The sequence below is a fragment of the Pseudarthrobacter sp. TAF60_1 genome (assembly GCF_052113505.1).
Lineage (GTDB): Bacteria > Actinomycetota > Actinomycetes > Actinomycetales > Micrococcaceae > Arthrobacter.
Window position 1 is genome coordinate 146,191 of the sequence record NZ_JBFRDI010000005.1, and the last position, 14,369, is coordinate 160,559.

At 68.3% G+C, this 14,369-nt stretch carries 12 protein-coding genes; 6 read left to right on the top strand and 6 right to left on the bottom strand.

The genetic code is table 11. From position 1 onward, the window contains the following. The first annotated feature begins 8 nt into the window (after window positions 1-8). From AB4Y73_RS07695 to AB4Y73_RS07710, 4 genes are all read left to right on the top strand, one after another. Window positions 9-587 (top strand): RNA polymerase sigma factor, encoded by a 579-nt coding sequence (locus tag AB4Y73_RS07695; protein WP_441870538.1) that lies wholly within the window; start codon window positions 9-11, stop codon window positions 585-587. Then, the gene (locus AB4Y73_RS07700; RefSeq protein ID WP_441870540.1) at window positions 574-1,437 is read left to right on the top strand and encodes an anti-sigma factor; all 864 of its coding nucleotides are present in this window, start codon (window positions 574-576) and stop codon (window positions 1,435-1,437) included. The genes AB4Y73_RS07695 and AB4Y73_RS07700 overlap by 14 nt, the downstream gene beginning before the upstream one ends. Before the next feature lie 172 nt (window positions 1,438-1,609). Next, window positions 1,610-1,915 (top strand): putative quinol monooxygenase, encoded by a 306-nt coding sequence (locus AB4Y73_RS07705; protein ID WP_441870542.1) that lies wholly within the window; start codon window positions 1,610-1,612, stop codon window positions 1,913-1,915. After that, on the top strand, window positions 1,908-3,035 hold the full coding sequence (locus AB4Y73_RS07710) for an alcohol dehydrogenase catalytic domain-containing protein (protein ID WP_441870544.1): 1,128 nt from the start codon (window positions 1,908-1,910) through the stop codon (window positions 3,033-3,035). Before AB4Y73_RS07705 ends, AB4Y73_RS07710 begins: the two co-directional genes overlap by 8 nt. Before the next feature lie 73 nt (window positions 3,036-3,108). Here AB4Y73_RS07710 and AB4Y73_RS07715 read toward each other — a convergent pair whose 3' ends face one another. The 5 genes from AB4Y73_RS07715 to AB4Y73_RS07735 are packed head-to-tail and all read right to left on the bottom strand — an operon-like array spanning window position 3,109 to window position 10,404. Beyond that, window positions 3,109-4,296, bottom strand: a complete 1,188-nt coding sequence (locus tag AB4Y73_RS07715) for a VWA domain-containing protein (protein WP_441870546.1) — start codon at window positions 4,294-4,296, stop codon at window positions 3,109-3,111. Further along, the gene (locus AB4Y73_RS07720) at window positions 4,293-6,548 is read right to left on the bottom strand and encodes a DUF5682 family protein (RefSeq protein ID WP_441870548.1); all 2,256 of its coding nucleotides are present in this window, start codon (window positions 6,546-6,548) and stop codon (window positions 4,293-4,295) included. Before AB4Y73_RS07720 ends, AB4Y73_RS07715 begins: the two co-directional genes overlap by 4 nt. A 3-nt stretch (window positions 6,549-6,551) precedes the next feature. Beyond that, window positions 6,552-7,661: an ATP-binding protein gene (locus tag AB4Y73_RS07725; RefSeq protein WP_441870550.1), complete on the bottom strand. Its 1,110-nt coding sequence runs from the start codon at window positions 7,659-7,661 to the stop codon at window positions 6,552-6,554. Beyond that, window positions 7,658-9,109 (bottom strand): DUF5691 domain-containing protein, encoded by a 1,452-nt coding sequence (locus tag AB4Y73_RS07730; protein ID WP_441870552.1) that lies wholly within the window; start codon window positions 9,107-9,109, stop codon window positions 7,658-7,660. Before AB4Y73_RS07730 ends, AB4Y73_RS07725 begins: the two co-directional genes overlap by 4 nt. Beyond that, window positions 9,106-10,404 (bottom strand): SWIM zinc finger family protein, encoded by a 1,299-nt coding sequence (locus tag AB4Y73_RS07735; protein ID WP_441870554.1) that lies wholly within the window; start codon window positions 10,402-10,404, stop codon window positions 9,106-9,108. The genes AB4Y73_RS07730 and AB4Y73_RS07735 overlap by 4 nt, the downstream gene beginning before the upstream one ends. 96 nt (window positions 10,405-10,500) lie before the next feature. Between AB4Y73_RS07735 and AB4Y73_RS07740 the strand changes: the two genes are divergently transcribed. Beyond that, window positions 10,501-11,436, top strand: coding sequence for a 5'-3' exonuclease (locus tag AB4Y73_RS07740; protein WP_441870556.1), 936 nt, complete (start codon window positions 10,501-10,503; stop codon window positions 11,434-11,436). Between the two features lie 45 nt (window positions 11,437-11,481). Here AB4Y73_RS07740 and AB4Y73_RS07745 read toward each other — a convergent pair whose 3' ends face one another. Beyond that, window positions 11,482-12,063, bottom strand: coding sequence for a hypothetical protein (locus AB4Y73_RS07745; RefSeq protein ID WP_441870558.1), 582 nt, complete (start codon window positions 12,061-12,063; stop codon window positions 11,482-11,484). A gap of 149 nt (window positions 12,064-12,212) precedes the next feature. On the opposite strand from AB4Y73_RS07745, the gene AB4Y73_RS07750 reads away from it, so the two are divergent. Beyond that, on the top strand, window positions 12,213-14,369 hold the full coding sequence (locus tag AB4Y73_RS07750; RefSeq protein ID WP_441870560.1) for an elongation factor G-like protein EF-G2: 2,157 nt from the start codon (window positions 12,213-12,215) through the stop codon (window positions 14,367-14,369).

Below are 14,369 nucleotides of genomic sequence, written 5' to 3' on the forward strand. Positions count from 1 at the left end.
AGTCCAGCTTGGCACTCCCTGACCAGGCGTCCTCCGGGTGGGACGATGTGTTGACTGCCTCCTTCATGGCGGGAGATGAGCGTGCCCTGGCAGCGGCCTACCGGGAGTTCGCGCCGCTGGTGCACACGCTGGCCCTGCGTGCCATGCGTGACCGCTCCTCGGCTGACGACGTCACGCAGGAGGTCTTCATCCGGGTCTGGCGCTCACGGAACACCTTCAACCCGCAGGTGGCACGGCTCCCCGCCTGGATCGTCGGCATTACCCGGAACGCCATTGCCGACGCCCAATCCGCCTCAACGCGGGAATTCCGGAAGGTCCTGGCGGTCGCCGGGGTGCGGGGGCCGGGCGAGGCAGACGCGGGGCAGGAAGCCGCCGAGGCTCTCGCCGACAGGCTGCTCCTGGACGGAGAACTGGACAGGCTCGGCGAACCCCAGGGATCCATCATGAAGCTGGCCTTCTTCGAAGACCTGACGCATGAGCAGATCTCCCGGAAACTTGAACTTCCTCTTGGTACCGTCAAGAGCCATATCCGCCGCAGCTTGTCCCACTTGAGAAACAGATTGGAGGTAGACCATGCCGCATCTTGATCCGGAACGGTTGAGCCTCCTCGCGCTCTACGGCGACTGGCTGGACGACGACGGCCGGGACCACCTGAGCAGCTGCGCCGGCTGCTCAGCGGACTACGCCGCCCTGCTCCGCGCGGTGACCGCCGTGAAGACTGCACCGGACGCCAGCAGCCTCGAGGTCCCGGGCCCGCAGGTATGGGCCGGCATTCACCGGGAACTGGGCTTGTCTCAGGCTGTGCAGGAAGATCCGCTGGCCGCCGCACCGGAAAAGGCTGCTGGGCCGGTGCAACCTGCCGCACCGGAGCAGCCCGCTGCACCGGAGCAGCCCGCTGCGCCAGGACAGGCCCAAGTACGCGAAGGCAGCGCGCCGCTGTACGCCGTTCCCGACCGTCAGCAGGGAGCGACGCCAGGGCAGCCCACGGCCCGTGCCGCCCGCCGTCGGACTGCCGCATGGTGGCAGCGCCCCGGCACCTGGCTGACCGCCGCCGCGGCGACGCTGCTAATTGCCGGAGGTACCATATGGACGCTGAACCAGGCACCCCAGCCACTCGCGAAAGCCGACCTGACACCGCTGGCCCAGTACTCCGCCACAGGCTCGGCCAAGGTCGTCAAGGCGCCGGACGGCTCCCGCATGCTGGAAGTGAAGCTCAGCAAGGACGAAGCCAAGGGTTATCAGGAAGTCTGGCTGATAGCCCCCGACCTCTCCCGGCTGGTTAGCCTGGGCGTCATGAATTCGGACTCGGGTACCTTCGAGGTGCCTGCCAGCCTGCAACTTGCCGACTTCCCGATTGTCGACGTCTCTGACGAGCCCATGGACGGAAATCCTGCGCACTCAACCGTCAGCATCGTCAGGGGCACGCTCAACTCCTGAGACGCCCCGCATGGTTAAGCCAGGGCTCGGACCGTGGCGCCGCCTCGCCGCCGGTGGCCGCAGGACTTGACACCCGACGTCGTCCTCCGGCTGGAAGACCGGCCAGCCAGCTACGATGATGTGGCTGCCGGTCCCAACCCGGCCGCAACGCTCAAGAGCAAGGAACGCTGATATGGCACAGACATACTTCGACGTGGTTGTCCGCTACCAGGTGAAGCCTGAAGAAACGGAAACCGTTCTCCGTCTGCTGGGCGAGATGGCCGCGGCCACCCGCGCGGAGGAGGCGAATCTGTCCTATGAGTACTTCCAGAGCGTTGAGGACCCCACGCAGATCGTGATCCTTGAGCGGTACACAGACGCCGCCGGCTTTGCGGCCCACCGTGAATACGAGCACGTCCGTAGCATCGGCGCCGCACAGATCATTCCGCGGCTGGCACGCCGTACCATCCAAACCTTCGAAGCCACGGCCGATGCTTAGCTCCGTCCTTTACCGGGCCGGCGCTACCCGGCCGTACGCCGTCAGTGCCCCGCTGGTACTGGAGGACGTTGCGGTGCCGCAGCCGCGCGCGGGCGAAGTGCTGGTGAAGATCGAACGGGCCAGCCTGTGCCACTCCGACCTGTCCGTCGTGGACGGTTCGCGGGTCCGGCCGCTGCCCATGGCCCTTGGCCACGAAGCTGCCGGGACTGTGGCCCAGGTCGGTCCCGGGGTGTCCGGCGTGAAAAGCGGGGACCGTGTAGTACTGGTTTTTGTGCCCGGCTGCGGTCAGTGCCGCGCCTGCGCCGGCGGCCGGCCTGCCCTCTGCCACCGGGGCGCTGAAGCCAACGGTAGCGGCGACCTGCTGCATGGGGAGGCCGTGCTCAGGACCGCTGCCGGCGAACGGATCAACCACCACCTGGGCGTTTCCGCCTTCTCGGAATACGCCGTGGTTGCGCGGGAGTCTGTCGTTGTCATCGACGACGACGTCCCTTTTGACGTTGCCGCCATGTTCGGTTGCGCTGCGCTGACGGGTATTGGTGCCGTGCTCAACACCGCCGACGTGAAACCGGGCCAGTCGGTCATTGTCTTTGGACTGGGTGCCGTTGGCCTGATGGCCGTCATGGGTGCCGCCCAGATTCCCGGGACGACTGTCATCGCCATCGACCCCCTGGCCGAGAAGCAGGAGCTGGCACTTCGCTGCGGTGCGGACTACGCCGGAACTCCGGACCAGGCGGCCGCCCTGGTGGCCGGACACGCAGGCGACGGGGTCGACGTGGCAGTCGAGGCCGTTGGCAGTGCCCGCGTTATGGAGGCCTGTCTGGGACTCCTGACCAGGGGAGGCGCCCTGGTATCAGTGGGTCTGCCCCACCCGGACCAGACCATCACTGTGAACGCGCTGCAATTTGCCGGTATGGGCAAACGCCTGCTCGGGTCCTACATGGGCGACTCGGTCCCTGCCCGGGATATTCCGCTCTACCTCCGGATATGGCGGGATGGCCGGCTGCCGGTTGAGCTCTTGCACACCGACACCAGGCCGATTACCCAGATCAATGAAGCACTCGACGCACTCGCCGACGGCCAGATCGTGCGGCGCCTCTTCCGGATGCCCGGCGAGGCCTAACGCGGGTCCCCGCTTTCTTCCGGTGGCTGCCGGCGCGCGGCGTTCGAGCAGGCGCCTGACTCGATGAATCCGGTCACGGTGTGTGGCCCGTGGGGATGTCGTTTGTGGCGGCCCATTCACTAACGTCCCGGCGTTCGATCGCGGCCGCCATCAGCTCAGGAAACAGGTCCGGCGTGCAGGCGAAGGCCGGGACGCCGATGCCCGCGAGCGCAGCGGCATGAGTGGCATCGAAGGTGGGATGGCCACTGTCGCTCAGGGCAAGCAGCGCAATCAGCGTGGCACCCGACCCGACGATTGCGGCGGCCCGCTGCAGCATTTCCTCGGCGATTCCGCCCTCGTAGAGATCGCTGATCAGAACGAGGATGGTGTCCGTCGGCTGGGTGATCTGGTCCTGGCAGTATGCCAGCGCCCGGTTGATGTCCGTGCCGCCACCGAGCTGCACTCCGAAGAGCACATCCACCGGATCGTCCAGTTCCTCGGTCAGGTCAACCACCTCGGTGTCAAAGACCACCAGCCGCGTTCGCACGGAGCGCAGCGAGCTGAGGACGGCCCCGAACACACTCGAGTACACCACCGACTCAGCCATTGAACCGGACTGGTCGATGCAGAGGATGATTTCCCGCTGCACCTCGGTGCTGCTCCGGGCGTAACCGACCAGCCGTTCGGGCACCACAGTGCGGTAGTCCGGCTGATAGTTCTTAAGGTTGGCGGCGATAGTGCGGTTCCAGTCGATGTCCGCGTGCCGGGGCCGGCGTGTACGCGCGGCGCGATTCAATGCCCCGGAGACCGCCTGGACTGTCTTGGCCCGCAGCCGTTCCTCCAGCTGCCTGGTTACCTGCCTGACTACCGCCCGGGCGGTCTCGCGGGAGCGCTCGGGGATCACCCGGCCCAGCCCGATAAGCGTGCTGACCAGGCTGATGTCGGGCTGAACGGTACGAAGCATCTCCGGTTCAAGCAGCAGCTGCCGCAGGCCTAGCCGGTCCATGGCATCCGCCTGCATCACCTGCACCACGGTGGACGGGAAGTAGCCCCGGATGTCGCCGAGCCACCGGGCAACCCGCGGGGTGGACGCACCGAGGCCTCCCGGGCCTTTGTTTGGCGCATCATAGAGCGCCCCCAGCACGCTGTCCCGGCGGGCGTCCTCGGCCGAAAGTACAACGCTTTCGCCGCCGCCCCTCCTGATGCCGTCAGCCTCATGCCCGCCGAGCACCAAACGCCAGCGGCTGAGCCGGTCACGGCCCTCCGGATTCGTGTCAGTCATGCGATCGCCTCCCAGCCCAGGATTCGTGCCATCGTGCGGATTGCGGGGCCCGCGTTGCCCAGGTCCGGCTCCGCGGCGTCGGGCCCCTGCGACGGTCCGTGTCCGCGGCTGAGCTGTTCGCCGATCTCGCGCCGCTCAGGCCGGCTGAATTCGGAGAACGTCCTGCGCAGCAACGGCAGGACGTCGTCGAACATGTCGTCCTGGACGCCGGCAACCCACTCATCGACGATCCGCAGGAGGCGCCGGTCGTGGATCAGCAGCACCGCGTCGCCGGACAGGAAGCCGTCCAGCCAGGCTGCGGCCTCAGGCGCCGGCGTCGCGATGGACAGCCGGCGGCTGAGCCGGGCGGCCACCTCGTCCCGTTCCACCAGCCCGGCGTCCAGCAGCAGGCGGGTGGCGCGGCCTGCCACCGACCCGTGGATCCGGTCCGAACCGGCGACGGAGGACAAGGCCTGGTGCCAATCGTCCAGTGGCAAGTCCGGCAACAACGACAAACCGTACTGGGCTGAATCCATGGCGCGCCGCATGGCTGTTGCCGCGGTGTCGTCCAAACCGGCGCAGGCAGTCGGCAGGCCCACGCAGGCCCGCACCACCGTGGCATCGAGGATTGTGTGCACGCCGGTGACATCCACTCCGCGCACGTTCCCGTACCGGCAGGTCCGGGCGAGCGGGGCGATGGTTGCCAGGAGCGGCGCAACATCCTGCTGCACTGCGCTTCGCTCGGCGAGGACCGACACCACAGCGCCAATGGCGTCCGGCAGGTCAGCGAGCAGGCAACTTTCGAGCAGTCCGCTGAGGTCCGCGAGGCTACCGGAAGCCTCGGCACGTTCGGACACGCATGCTGCCGCTGCCCCGGCGATGGTGGTCCCGTAACGGCCGGCATCCACCACCGCCACGGCCAGTTCGGGCTGCCAGAGGAGGGTCCAGGCCTCCTTGAAAGTGCCCGTAGTGCGTCCGGTGTCAGCCGGCGTTCCCCAGTCCACGCCCAGAAGGACCAGCCGGTGCAGCAGCACTGAACGGGCCAGCTGGGCAGGTTTGCGGAGGTCGATCGACACGACCTCTTCCATGGCTTTGGGCTGTAACCGCAGGCGGCGCTGGGTTGCAGCCAGGTCAGCGGCGAGCGGGACGGTTGGAGCGGACTCCGGCACGCTTCCCAGCCCGAGTCCTATGGTGAGCTCACGGCGCACCAAAGCCAGGGGGAGGGGGGAGCCGTCACAGAGAACGGCCTGGGCAGCGTCGTCCAGTTCAACCAGACCGGGGCTGGGACGTCCCCGGACGGCGGCCAGGGCGACAGCCAACCGGCTCGCCTCCACCACGGAGGCCGGCGACGCATCGAGGTTTTCCCGGCGCAGCGTCTGTGCGACGCGGACCAGCCATGTGGTGGCCACATCAGCCACGGGGTCCTGGGCCGTCCAGTGGGCGAACAGATGCTGATACCAGCCGGGTGCCGTGACACCGGCGCCGTAGCCGGTTTCCAGGCTGAGCCGGTCCGAGGTCCAGGGCACCCACGTGACCGACACCTTGGTCTTGGGCAGGCCCGACAGCAGCTTGCTGTCCGCCGTCGCCGCGGGAAAGTTCGCCGGAACCAGGGCGGGGGCGTGATAGGCCCCGCACACCACCGCGATCCGCGCGTGTCCCTCGCGCATGGCGGCCCGCAGGAGCCGCCGCATGGCCGCTTCGCGCCGGCTGTTCTCGAGAACATCCGGGTGTCCGTCGGCCCTGTTGTCCGTCGCGCGGATTTCCGCGATGGCGTCGGTAATGGCCGCGAACCTTTCGATGGGGTCGGACGTGCGGTGCTCGACGGCGTCTTCCCACCAGCGTTCTGCATCGCTGTACCCGGCGGCCTGGGCCAGCATCGAGATCGCGTCGGGCCGGTAGGGCTGGTGCGACGGTGATGGCTGAACGGACTCGGCCTCATCGCGGGCCGCGTGCAGTGCGAAGCTGTGTGCTGCCGGCAGGTCGATGGTCCGAACCGGTATCCCCACTGAGTGGGCCCACCGGATCGCTACCCACTCCGGCGAAAATTCCGCCAGCGGATAAAACGTGGCCAGGCGCGGCTGATCCGCGGCGTAGATGAGAGCCGCCACCGGCGGGACCATCCCGGGATCGGCAACAAGCGGTATGACCGGATCGAGCTCAGGGGGTCCCTCCACCAGCACCAGATCCGGCCGGATGGTTGCCAAAGCCTCGGCCACCGAACGCGCCGAACCCGGCCCATGGTGCCGGATCCCCAGGACATGGACGTCCGTCATCGATCAGTTCGAGCTTTCGAGGTCGCGGCAGGCCCGGTAGAGGTCCTTCCACTCCGGCCGGTTCCGGACAACCGTCTCCAGGTACTCCTGCCAGATCACCCGGTCCTGAACGGGGTCCTTGACCACAGCTCCGACCAGGCTGGCAGCCACATCCTCGGCGCGGACGCTGCCGTCCCCGAAGTGTGCTGCCAGGGACAGGCCATTCGTCATCACCGAGATCGCTTCGGCGGTGGATAACGTGGCGGACGGGGATTTGAGCGTGGTTCGCTGGTCCTGGGTAAGACCGGCACGCAGCTCGCGCATCACGGTGACTACCCGGCGGATTTCTGAAAGTGCCGCCAGATCCGCCGGAAGTTCAAGGGCCGTACCGAGGCTGCGCACACGGGTGGTGACGATCTCCACTTCCTGGTCGAGGGTGTCGGGCAGCGGCAGCACCACTGTGTTGAACCGGCGGCGCAACGCCGAGGACAGGTCGTTGACGCCTTTGTCGCGGTTGTTCGCGGTGGCGATGACGTTGAATCCCTTCCGGGCCTGTACTTCAGCATTGAGTTCCGGGATCGGCAGGGTCTTCTCGCTCATGATCGTGATCAGGGAATCCTGCACATCCGAGGGGATCCGGGTGAGTTCTTCGACCCGCACCAGGCTGCCGGACTCCATGGCCCGCATCACCGGCCCGGCTACCAGGGCGGCGCGGGACGGACCATCGGCGAGCAGCCGCGCGTAGTTCCAGCCGTACCTGAGTGCCTCTTCAGGTGTACCGGCGGTGCCCTGCACCACCAACGTGGATGTACCGGAAATGGCGGCGGCCAGGTGCTCGCCGAGCCAGGTCTTTGCGGTGCCCGGCACGCCCAGCAGCAGCAGGCCCCGGTCAGTGGCCAGCGACGCGACGGCAATTTCCACCAACCGGGCTGAACCCAAGTACTTCGGGCTGACCTGTGTCCCGTCACGCAGGGTGCCGCCCAGGATGTACGTGGCTACCGCCCAAGGGGACAGCCGCCAGCTGGGCGGCCGGGGCCGGTCGTCGGCGGCGGCCAGTGCCTCCAGCTCGTCGGCGTAGGTGGTCTCCGCATGGGCGCGGAGAATCTCCGGGGCGGCGGTCTGGGCATCGGTCATCGGAAGGCCTCCGTCAGGGATTGTCGGAACGAGTGGTATTGCACGACATCGCGGAACACGCGGCGCCGTGCGGCGTTGTCGTCGGATTGTTGAAGCAGGCGCTGACATTGGGCTGCGGCTTCCCGCGGCAGTGCCAGCGGGAGGAACGGGGCCACCAGCTCCGCCAGGTAGCCCCCGCCTTTGGCGGCGAGCAGCTCGACGACGGCGTTGGCCAACGTCAGTCCCCACGGCCTCGGCGCGTCGCGCAGCAGTCCTGCCAGGGCCATGGGCTGCAGCGCTCCGCTGTTGATGTGGCGCAGCAGCGCCGCTTCCCGTTCGTCTGCCGGCAAACAGCCCAGCAGCCGTGGATCAGCGCGAAGATCGAGCAGGGGGCGCGCCCATTCCGCGTCGGAGCGAAGTGCCGCGGCCGTGAAGATGCTCTCCACCACGCGGGGTTCACGGTCGAGCATTGCCAGGGTCGCCGCCGGGCTCCGCCCGGAGACGGAGGTCCAGACGTCCAGCGGGGCGCCGCGGATGATCGTGTCCAGCCGTCCCAGCCGGTTGGGTTCGCCGGTGCGGGGCAGCGGGGCGATTCCGTCGCGCACGGCTGCGGGGTCGGGGTCGGGTGGCAGGTCGATTTCGAACTGCTTGCGCAGCAGCCCTTTGACGCGGAGCAGGGCCGTCAGCCGGGCGGCCATCCGCTGGGCGCGGGCGCTGGCGGGGAGCCGGTCCAGCAGGGCCGAGGCGGCATCCCGCACGGTTTTGGCTTTGTCGTCCAGCGCCCGTTCCAGCAGGACTTCGTCATCCGGGCCGAGGCCGGTACCGAGAATGCCCAGGTGTGCGGCCCGTTCCTTGGCGCTGATCGAATCCCAGTGCTCGGCCAGCCGGTCGCGTGCTGCGGCAGGATCGCTGCGGCGCAGCTGTTCCAGTTCGGTCGCAGCGTCAGCCGCCTTGAGCCCTGACCAGTCGGCCGGAGCCGGGGGAGCCGCTCCCGAAGCCGTGGAAAGGAGTTCCTGGAGCCAGCGGCCACGGCTGCCGATGGCCGGAAACAGCTGCGCCGCCACCGCCGGCCGTGCCTCCGCCAGGGTGAGCAGGGCGGGGAGCAAACGGTGCGGGACGCTCAGGCCGGAGTCGGCCGCAAACTGCAGCCAGTCAGCCACCAGCCGCGTTCGCAGCTCCTGGCCCACCGGGGGCTGGTTGAGCAGCAGGTCCAGCAGGCGTGCGGCTTCCCCGGCGGCCTGAGGCGTAGCGTCGGCCGGCGCGGGATCAGGAATCCCTGGGGCGTCCGGCGCGTCCGGCCGCCGGGCTGCGCGGCTGACGACGTCGGCCAGCGCCGCCTGGTCGAGCAGCAGTTCCTCAGGGGCCAGGCCTGCGGGAGGGCGGATACCAATCACCGGCGCCGGTGGCGGTACTGCGTGCCGCCCTGTTCCGATCAGCGCTGAGCTGCGAAGGTCCGCCAGCCAGGTCATGGTGTCACCACCGCTCCATCGACGACGACGGAGAGCGGCCGGACGCGGCCGTCCTCCAGTTCCCCGAACAGATGGACCGGATGGCCGCCGGTCTGTGCCAGCAGGGACGCCACGGGCGCGTCAAGCAACGGGAGGGCGTCACCGGCACCGTCCCGAAGCCAGCCGTGTCCACCCGGGAAAAGCCGGACGCCGCCGAACACCACCGGGTGACGCTGACGCCACGGTGAGAGCGAGACGGCTGCCGCTTCCATGGCGAGCGCGTCGGCAACACTGCACCCAGCGCCAAGGCCGTCGGACAGTCCCCGCGGGGATATGGGCCCGGTGAACATCGCCCGCCGGGGTTCACTGCCGGGATACCGGGCAATTGGCACGTCCAGCAGGGCGCCCGCCAGTTGGGGTGTGGCGAGGGCTTGCCCCTGTGCGGCGAAGTCGAGCACCATCACGACTGTGCCGTCGGGTCCGCGGAGCCACGTGCGCTGTTGTTGGAGCCGGCCGTCGTCCCCACGGTGGGCACCAAGCACCAGCCACGGACCGGGAAGGGCCTCCGCTGCCTGGACATCGGCCGACGGGGTTGTCCAGCCGAGTGCCGCCCGAAGGTCCGCGAGTTCGGGGGGAGCCAGTTCTTCGCGTTTGCTCCATGCTTTGGTCATTGCCCACCAGCGGCCACTCCGGTACAAAAGGTGCTCGGCCCAATCGGCGCGGCCATGCACCTCAGATCCCATGGCCCGCACCTGCTCGGCCAGGCCGGGGAGCTGAGCGTCAACCAGGCGACCCGCCGCACCGTCCCACCAGGCATAGGGCTGGGTGTGGGCGGCGGCCAGGCCTGTTCGCACTAGATCAGTAAGCCAGCGGGCGAAGTCGGCCATTCCCGCGTCCATCAACGACATTCTGTCGGCCAGCCGTTTGGCTTGGGCGGCGGGATCAGCCGGCTGCTCCGACTGGCGCTTCTCCTTGGCGGCGGTCCGGTCCGCCCGCTGGCTCGCCCACTCTTCGGCGAACGCGGCAGTCTCCGCCCCGCCGTCGGCCATTTCCTCCCGGGCCCACATCAGGAGCAGCGCCAGCGCGTGCTTGCAGGGGAATTTTCGGCTCGGGCACGAGCAGCGGTACGCAGGGGCGGCTACGTCCACGCTGACCTGGTAGGGAGTCTTTCCGCTGCCCTGGCATTTGCCCCAGACCAAGGTGTCGTTGCTGCCAGTCTCTGACCACGGGCCCGGACTGGCAAGTTTCCGGGCAGCCGCCAACGAAGAGGGGTCAGTCGCGACGCCGATCACTTTCGCTTCGCTCCAACGCCCCATGGGACACATTCTGCCCGACGCCTGCAACTCCGCAAACAGGCGGGGCGGTGTGGCGGGCCTATGTCTGTGGGAGCCGCTTCCGTGTCAGGATCAGGTATGTCCGAACGCCTGATGCTGCTCGACACCGCGTCCCTGTACTTCCGCGCCTTCTACGGGCTGCCGGACACGATCCGCCGCACCGACGGCACACCGGTCAACGCCATCCGCGGTCTGATGGACATGATCGCTCGGCTCACCACTGATTATCAGGCGACCCACCTCGTGGCGTGCTGGGATGACGACTGGCGTCCGCAGTGGCGCGTGGACCTCATCCCCACGTACAAGTCGCACCGGGTCGCCGAGGTGGTGGCCAACGCCCCTGACGTTGAAGTTGTCCCCGATGCGCTCGAGGCACAGCTTCCCATGATCCGCCGGGTACTGGCGCTCGCCGGCATCGCGGTGGTCGGAGCCGCGAACCATGAGGCCGACGACGTTGTGGGCACTTACGCCAGCGACGCTGACTTTCCCGTCGATGTGGTCACGGGCGACCGCGACCTTTTCCAGCTCATCGACGACGACCGCCAAGTGCGGGTCATCTATACCGCGCGCGGTATGCGGAACCTCGAAATCCTGACTGACGCCGTCGTGGTCGGCAAATACCGGGTCCTGCCCCAACAGTATGCCGACTACGCGACCCTCCGCGGCGACGCCTCGGACGGGCTTCCGGGTGTCGCCGGCATCGGCGAGAAAACGGCAGCGGCCCTGCTCGGCGAGTACGGCACGCTCGACGGGCTGCTCGCGGCTGCGGCGGACCCGGGAAGCGGGCTGTCCGCCTCCGTGCGGTCCAAGCTGGGCGCGGCCACTGACTACCTCAAGGTCGCGCCGACGGTGGTGAATGTCGTGCGTGATCTCGCGCTGCCATCACTGGAGCAGGCAGGCGCGCAACTGCAGCCCGTCGCCGCCGATGCGCGGACGGAACTTGAGCGACTCGCCGGTGAATGGAACCTGGGCGGCTCGATCGCCCGGCTCCTGGCCGCCCTCGACCTTCGTTAGTGACGGCGCCTACTTGTGCGAATACGTGAGGCAATCTGTCGTGTGCTAGTCAGCAGGAGGCAGGAACTGGCTGTTCCGGATGCGGGACGGCCCGCAGGCCACGGCGACCGGCGGAATCTTCCAGGGCCCGCGCTCACGCAGCGGGGGCCGTCCGACGGCGACATGTGGCACCCAATGGGGATACCTGAAGCCGAGTGCCGGTGAGCCGAGGATGAAGTCATCCACGTTGTCGACCAGGAGGGCGTCCAGCATGGTCCGCAGGCCCTGCACCAGGGAAACCTGGTAGTCATGCACGCGCTGGGGCACCTGCACTTCGAGGCCGGAAATCCTGCCGCCGCCCAGCACGATCAGCCGGTCCGAGGTTGCGCCGAAGCCTTCCAGCTCAGGCAGGGAACGGAGCCAGCGCACGGTTGCCCGGCTCGCATTGCCGGCCGGGGTGACGCCCTTGGTCCAGTCCTCGATGTCGTGTGCCAGGTCGTCGAGGATGCCAAGATGCAGCAGGGTCAGATGCAGTCCCTGCGGCCTGCGGAGCGACTGGACGAAGCTACCCAGTGACTCGTAGTCAGCCTGGCCGGAGCCGACGCCAAGGACAGGCACCTCCACGGTGATGCGGGGCGGCGCTTGCATGCGGACCTCCTCAGGCCGGTGTTCCCGCTGCCATTATCCTCCGCCGGGGAACCTCTCCACGTGGGAACCTATTGCCGTTCAGACCGCAAGGGTGTCGAATCAGAGGACACGATTCGGCCCGGTGCACGGCACGACGCCAGGAGGTTCCCATGTCAGTGAAAGGCGCAAAGGACGCAGCACGGATACCGGGACGGAACGGACCCGAGTCGCGGAGGGGAGACGCGGCGGCCAGCCTGGCAGCAGGCAGCCCGGAACAGGTGCGCAACGTGGCTCTCATCGGGCATTCGGGGGCGGGGAAGACCTTGCTGATCGAGGCATTGCTCGCGGCCCACGGCATGATTTCCCGCAAAGGCTCCATCGCCGACGGCACCACCATCAGCGACTCGGACCCGGCCGCGGTCCGGCAGCAGCGCTCCGTGGGGCTCGCCGTGGTGCCGCTGCTCATTAACGACATCAAGGTGAACCTGCTGGACACGCCGGGCTATCCGGACTTCATCGGCGAATTGCGGGCAGGGCTGCGGGCGGCGGACGCGGCACTCTTTGTTGTCTCTGCCGTGGACGGCATCGACGCCACTACCACCGCGCTGTGGGGAGAGTGCCACCACGTAGGGATGCCGCGCGCCGTGGCCATCACCCGCGTTGACCATCCCCGGGCGGATTACGACGGCGTCCTGACCGCCTGCCAGCAGGCCTTCGGGGACTCGGTGGTGCCGCTTTACGTCCCGGTCCGCAGCGGCGGCGGGATCACCGGACTGCTGGGGCTGCTGCAGGGGACGGTCTCTGACTACTCAGAAGGGGAGCCCGGCACGCCGCCCCGGGACGCGAACCCCGGCGAGCTCGGCGGCTCAGAAGCGGCACGGGGCCAGCTCATTGAAGGAATCATCGCCGAAAGCGAGGACGAAACCCTGATGGACCGCTACCTCGGCGGCGAGGACATCGACACGGATGTTCTGGTCGCCGACCTGGAAACCGCCGTCGCCCGCGGGTCGTTTTTCCCGGTGGTTCCCACCTCGGCAGTGACCGGGCTGGGTGCCCCCGAGCTGATGGAAGTCCTGACCAAGGCGTTCCCGTCCCCGCTGGAACACGGGCTGCCGGAGGTGACGGACCTGTCCGGCGCTCCGGTGGGAGAACTCTCCTGTGACCCCGACGGGCCGCTGGCGGCGGAGGTGGTCCGCACGACTGTTGATCCTTTCCTGGGCCGGGTCTGCCTGATCCGGGTGTTCTCGGGCACCTTGCGCGAGGACACCCCGGTGCACGTTGCGGGGCACGGGCTGGCGGACCGCGGCCACCAGGACCATGACACGGACGAGCGGGTCACGCATCTGTACTCCCCGCTGGGCGCCAACCTCCGGCCGGTGGCCCAGTGCGTTGCCGGCGACATCTGTGCGCTGGCCAAACTGGGAAGTGCCGAGACCGGCGACACCATCTCGTCCCGGGAACAGCCACTGCTGCTGTCCACGTGGGAGATACCTGAGGCGCTGATGCCCGTGGCTGTGGAAGCGGACTCGCGCAGCGACGAAGATGCCCTGTCGCGGAGCCTGGCGAAAGTTGCCGCAGGGGATCCCACCCTGCGCGTGGAACGGAATGCCGAAACGCACCAGTTGATCCTGTGGTGCATGGGCGAGGCCCATGCCGACGTGGTGCTGGAGAGGCTGCGCGAGCAGGGCGTGAAGTTGCACACCCAGGATGTGGTGACCCCCCTGCGGGAAACCTTTGCCGGCCCCGCCGCAGGTCACGGCCGGCACGTCAAGCAATCGGGCGGCCACGGGCAGTATGCGGTGTGTGACATCAATGTGGAACCGCTCGCACGCGGCGGCGGGTTCGAATTTGTGGACAAGACAGTGGGCGGGGTGATCCCCGGAACGTTCATCTACTCCGTGGAGAAGGGGGTCCGGACCCAGATGCAGAAGGGCCTGGCCGCCGGCTTCCCGGTGGTGGACCTGCGCGTGACCCTGCTGGGCGGCAAGGCCCACAGCGTTGACTCGTCCGATGCCGCGTTCCAGGCGGCCGGCGCCCTGGCGCTGCGGGAGGCGGCAGGAGCAGGGCGCATCCAGCTCCTCGAGCCAGTCTCCTCGGTCAGCATCACGGTTTCGGACGAGCATGTTGGGGCGGTCATGAGCGACCTCTCCGGACGCCGCGGCAGGCTGACCGGCACAGCGTCGGCAGAGGGCGAGCTGACCGAAATCAACGCTGACGTTCCGGACCAGGAACTGGTGCGCTATGCCGTGGAGCTGCGGGCGCTGACTGCCGGGACCGGGCGGTTCCGTCGCCGCTACCTGCGGCACGAGCCGGTGCCCAGCAGCTGA

Coding starts and splice junctions, on each gene's coding strand:
- AB4Y73_RS07700 (WP_441870540.1), top strand. CDS start 574: ATGCCGCATCTTGATCCGGAACGGTTGAGCCTCCTCGCGCTCTACGGC.
- AB4Y73_RS07705 (WP_441870542.1), top strand. CDS start 1,610: ATGGCACAGACATACTTCGACGTGGTTGTCCGCTACCAGGTGAAGCCT.
- AB4Y73_RS07710 (WP_441870544.1), top strand. CDS start 1,908: ATGCTTAGCTCCGTCCTTTACCGGGCCGGCGCTACCCGGCCGTACGCC.
- AB4Y73_RS07715 (WP_441870546.1), bottom strand. CDS start 4,296: ATGACTGACACGAATCCGGAGGGCCGTGACCGGCTCAGCCGCTGGCGT.
- AB4Y73_RS07720 (WP_441870548.1), bottom strand. CDS start 6,548: ATGACGGACGTCCATGTCCTGGGGATCCGGCACCATGGGCCGGGTTCG.
- AB4Y73_RS07725 (WP_441870550.1), bottom strand. CDS start 7,661: ATGACCGATGCCCAGACCGCCGCCCCGGAGATTCTCCGCGCCCATGCG.
- AB4Y73_RS07730 (WP_441870552.1), bottom strand. CDS start 9,109: ATGACCTGGCTGGCGGACCTTCGCAGCTCAGCGCTGATCGGAACAGGG.
- AB4Y73_RS07735 (WP_441870554.1), bottom strand. CDS start 10,404: ATGGGGCGTTGGAGCGAAGCGAAAGTGATCGGCGTCGCGACTGACCCC.
- AB4Y73_RS07740 (WP_441870556.1), top strand. CDS start 10,501: ATGTCCGAACGCCTGATGCTGCTCGACACCGCGTCCCTGTACTTCCGC.
- AB4Y73_RS07745 (WP_441870558.1), bottom strand. CDS start 12,063: ATGCAAGCGCCGCCCCGCATCACCGTGGAGGTGCCTGTCCTTGGCGTC.
- AB4Y73_RS07750 (WP_441870560.1), top strand. CDS start 12,213: ATGTCAGTGAAAGGCGCAAAGGACGCAGCACGGATACCGGGACGGAAC.